At 65.5% G+C, this 4973-nt stretch carries 1 protein-coding gene; it reads right to left on the bottom strand.

Going from position 1 to position 4973, the window contains the following annotated elements:
* A partial coding sequence (locus tag AB0M45_RS33690; RefSeq protein ID WP_364337518.1) for an amino acid adenylation domain-containing protein occupies window positions 1-4950 on the bottom strand: 4950 nt, incomplete at its 3' end.
* Window positions 4951-4973 lie beyond the last annotated feature (23 nt).

Raw genomic sequence — 4973 nt, 5'->3', positions numbered from 1 at the left:
GGCAACCACCCGGGTTGCGAGGAGTGAGTTGCCGCCGAGGGCGAAGAAGTCGTCCTCGGCGCCGACCCGCTCGACACCGAGCAGGTCGGCGAACACGTGGGCGACGGCTTGCTCGGCGGGCGTTCGGGTGGGCTGGTACTCCGCTGCCTCGAACACCGGCTCCGGTAATGCTCGGCGATCGAGTTTGCCGCTGGTGTTCAACGGTAGTTCCGGTAGCACGACCACCGCGGAAGGGACCATGTATGCGGGTAGGACCGCGGAGATCGCGTGCAGCAGTTGGTGTTGGTCGATGTCGTGTCCGGGTGCCGGGACCGCGTAAGCGGCCAACTGCTCACCCAGCGCGGAGGCGATCACGGCCGCGGCTGCCTGGCCGACCGAGGGCTGGGCCAGCAACGCGGTTTCGATCTCACCCAGCTCGATACGCTGGCCGCGGAACTTCACCTGGAAATCGGTGCGCCCCACATACTCCAGCCGCTGCGCCCGACCCGCGTCCGGTGCACGCCAGATCACCAGGTCACCGGTGCGATACATCCGCGACCCGGCCGCGAACGGGTTCGCCACGAACCGCCCCGCGGTCTGCGCGGCCTGCGCAACGTATCCGCGGGCGAGTTGCTCACCGGCCAGATATAGCTCACCCGGCACTCCGGCAGGCACCGGCCGCAACCGCGAATCCAACACGAACACCCGGGTATTCCACTGCGGGCGACCGATCGGCACCGTGAGGGTGTCGGAAGTATCGGCGGGCCAGTAGGTGACCGACACCGCCGCCTCGGTCGGACCATACAAGTTATGCACCCGCGCATCGGTCACCGCACGCACCGCCCGCACAGTCTGCGGCGGCAACGCCTCCCCGATGACGAACACATCCCGCAGGCCGGCAAGACTCTCCGCGCAGGTATGCGCGGCGAACTCACTCAACATCGTCGGCACGAAATCGGTCACGGTGACGCCATGCTCGGCGATGGTGGCGGCGAGGTAGACCGGGTCACGGTGCCCATCATGGTCGGCGACAACCAGTTTCGCACCCACCCGCAACGGCATGAAATACCCCCACAACGACACATCGAACGTCGTCGCGGTCTTCTGCAAATACACCTCCCCCACCCCCATCGGATACTGCGCCAGCATCCACTCGATCTGGTTGACGATCGCCCGATGCGAAACCGCCACACCCTTCGGACGCCCAGTCGACCCAGAGGTGAAAATCACATACGCCACATGATCCGGCAACACCGGACGCAGCAATTCCTCGACCCGGACCGGCGCACCCGAACGCACACCCGTGTCGAGACAGTCCAGACACAGCAGCGGGATATGCGACGGGACCGGCACGGTGTCCGCGGTCGTGGTCAGCACACACACCGGTTGCGCGGTATCGAGAACATGCCCGATCCGCTCAGCCGGGTGATCCGGGTCCAACGGCACATACGCCCCACCCGCGGTGAGGATGGCATACATACCGACCACCAAATCCAGCGAACGCCGAACCGCCAACCCCACCAACGATTCCGCACCCACACCCCGCTCGATCAACACCCTCGCCAACCGATTGACCCGCTCATCGAACTCACGGTAAGTCAACTGCTGACCGGCGAACACGACCGCCACCGCGTCCGGATACTGCACCACCGCACGCCGGTAACCGTCCAGTAGCAGACCTGGAGTAACCGGGTGCCGAGTATCGTTCCAGTGGACCAGGATCGCGGTACGTTCCGCCGCATCCAGCAGGTCGATCTCCCCCACCGCGCGATCAGCCGAATCGGCGACCGCCGTAAGGATTACGCACAACCGTCGCGCGAAGCCCGCGATCGTGGCTTCGTCGAACAGGTCGGTGGAGTAGGTGAACGCCGCCGAAACACCCAACGGTGTCCGCTCGTCCTCGCGGGGCAGCATGGTCAGTTCGAGGTCGAACTTCGTCAGTGGCACGGTGAAGTCGAGCGCGGAGACGTTCAGCGCGGGCAGTTCCAGCGTTGCGGGCGCGAAGTTCTGGAAGGTCAGCATGGCCTGGAACAGCGGATGATGCGCGCTCGACCGCACCGGGTCGAGTAGCTCCACCAAACGTTCGAACGGCACCTCGGCATGCCCGAACGCCTCCACATCGCGACCGCGCGCCTGATCCAACAAATCGGCGAAACGGTCACCCGGATCGACCTCGGTGCGCAGGGCGAGGGTGTTGACGAACATGCCGATCAAACCGCTCAACGCCGCGTCCCCGCGACCGGCCACCGGGGTACCGACAGTGATGTCACCGGTGTTCGACAACCGGGCCAGCAACACCGCGAACGCGGCGTGCGCCACCATGAACAGGGTGGCATCGTGGCGTTGCGCGAGCCTGTTCAACGCCGCATGCACCGTCGCGTCGATCTTGAACTCATACGTCGCGCCGCGACCGGAGAACACCGCCGGACGCGGCCGGTCGGCAGGCAGGTCCAGCTTTTCCGGCAGGTCGGCCAACCGGTCGCGCCAAAACCCGATCTGACGAGCCAGAATCGAATCCTGATCGTCCTCTTCGCCGAGGGTCTCGCGTTGCCACAACGTGTAGTCCGCGTACTGCAACGGCAGCGGCTCCCACCCCGGGGCCGCGCCTGCCACCCGAGCCGAATACGCCGTCATCAAATCCGCGGTCAACGGCAGCATCGACGAACCATCCCCAGCGATATGGTGCACCACACACACCAACACATGCTCGGTGTCACTCACCCGCAACAAACGCAACCGGATCGGCGGCGCCACCGTGACATCAAAGCCCTCGATCATCGCTGCCGCCGTGTGCTCGGGGATCTCGGCTTCGCTGACCTCCAGCACCGGCAGCTCCGGCACCGCACCCAGCTCCGAAACCGCATGCACCCGTTGGCTACCGACACCGTCGTGCTCCGGATAACTGGTGCGCAGTACCTCGTGGCGCGCCACCAGATCCCCGATCGCCGCCCGCAGCGCGACCACATCCAACGCACCACTGAGCCGCACCGCCAGCGGAATATTGTTGCTCGCGCCCGCCGGATCGAACCGATTCAAAAACCACATCCGCTGCTGCGCATACGACAACGGCACCCGCCCCGGCCGCGGCATCGGACACGGCGACGGACCGGCTGTCTGGGTCAGCTCCTGCAACCGCTCGGCCAGCCGCGCCACCGTCGACGCCTCGAACAACAACGCGACCGGAACCCGCACACCCAGCGCGGTACCGAGCCGAGCGACGGCCTGGGTGGCGATCAGCGAATTACCACCCAGCTCGAAGAAATCATCATCCCCGCCCACCCGATCGGAGTCGCCGCCGCCCCGCGGCAACAACACAGCAGCGAAAGTGTCCGCGACCAACCGCTCGTTCGGCGTGGCGGGCGCCCGGAATTCCCGCACGGTGAGCACCGGCTCCGGCAATGCCGCGCGATCCAACTTACCCACCGGCGTCAGCGGTAACTCGTCCAGCACCGTGACCGCAGCCGGAATCATATACGCCGGTAGGGTTTTCGCGAGGAATTCGGTGAGTTCTGTCGTGTCCAGCGCGACCCGGCCGTGGTCCGGGCTGCACGTAGCGCGTGGCAGTACATACGACACCAAAGCTTTGACACCGGAAGGCAGCGTCGTGCCCACTGTCGCGGCGTAGTCGACATCCGGATGCGCGGTCAACGCGTTGTCGATCTCGTCCAGCTCGATCCGCAAACCCCGGATCTTCACCTGGAAATCCACCCGGCCGTGGTACTCGAGCAACCCATCCGGGGTCCGCCGCACCAGGTCACCGGTGCGATACATGCGTGCACCTGAACCACCGAACGGACTAGCGACAAACCGTTCCGCGCTCAGCCCAGCGCGCCGCAGATACCCTTCGGCAAGCGCAGGCCCGGACAGATACAACTCGCCGACCACGCCGGGCGGCACCAACCGCAACCGCGCGTCCAGCACATGCACACCCATACCAGGAACCGGAGTGCCGAGATGCGTTGCGCTATCACGGGACAACGCTTCGGTGCCGGTGGCGAAGATGGTGGTCTCGGTCGGCCCGTACACGATGTAGAACAACCGATCACCAGTCGCCCACCGCGCAACCAACTCCGGACCCACCCGCTCCCCACCACACAAAATCGCCCGCAGATCATCCAACCCGGCCGGATCCAGCGATTCCAACGCCCCCGGCGTAATACACAGGTGCGTCACCCGCTCCCGCCGCAACAAATCCCCCAGCTCCACCCCCGCGAACACCGCCGGCGGCGCCACCACCAGCATCGCACCCGCCGAAAACGCCAACAACATCTCGATCACCGAAAAATCGAAACTCGGCGTACACAAATGCGACACCCGCGACTCCCGAGTCACCGCCCGCACCACAACCTCATGCTCGACCAACGCCGCCAGACCCGCATGCGTGACCGCGACACCCTTCGGCTTACCCGTCGACCCAGAGGTATAGATCACATACGCCACATGCTGCACGGTCAACGGACGCAGCCGATCCAGATACGACACAAAATGCGCCGCCTCCCCGGCAATCCTCTCCCGATGAACCGGAGCATCCAACTCCACCCACTCCACGCCCGCACTCGGCAACCCCACCCGATGCACCGCGAGGGTCACCCCCAGCACCGCACCGGAGTCGGCGAGCATATGCGCAATCCGATCCGCCGGATAGGCCGGATCGACCGGCACATACGCCGCACCCGTCTTCGCCACCGCCCACATCGCCAACACCGACTCCACCGACCGCGTGATCGCCACCACAACAAAGTCCCCCGGCCCCACCCCATACCCGATCAAATACCGAGCCAACCGCGACGACACCTCATCCAGCTCCCGATAGGTCAGCTCCCGCTGACCAGCCGGATCACCGGTCGGGTTGTATCGCAGCGCTACCGAATCGAACGCCGTGTCCACCGCAGCGGTCAGCAACTGGGGAAACAGCACACTCCGTGCTCGTGAATGATGGACGCGACGTGCGGAACGACGTAACGGGGTCATACGGCGGCAGGTTCACTCTCTGG

The sequence above is a fragment of the Nocardia sp. NPDC051787 genome, assembly GCF_040681325.1.
Taxonomy (GTDB): Bacteria; Actinomycetota; Actinomycetes; order Mycobacteriales; family Mycobacteriaceae; genus Nocardia.
The sequence above is the reverse complement of the archived record's forward strand: the minus strand, read 5'-3'. Positions and strand labels throughout refer to the sequence as shown.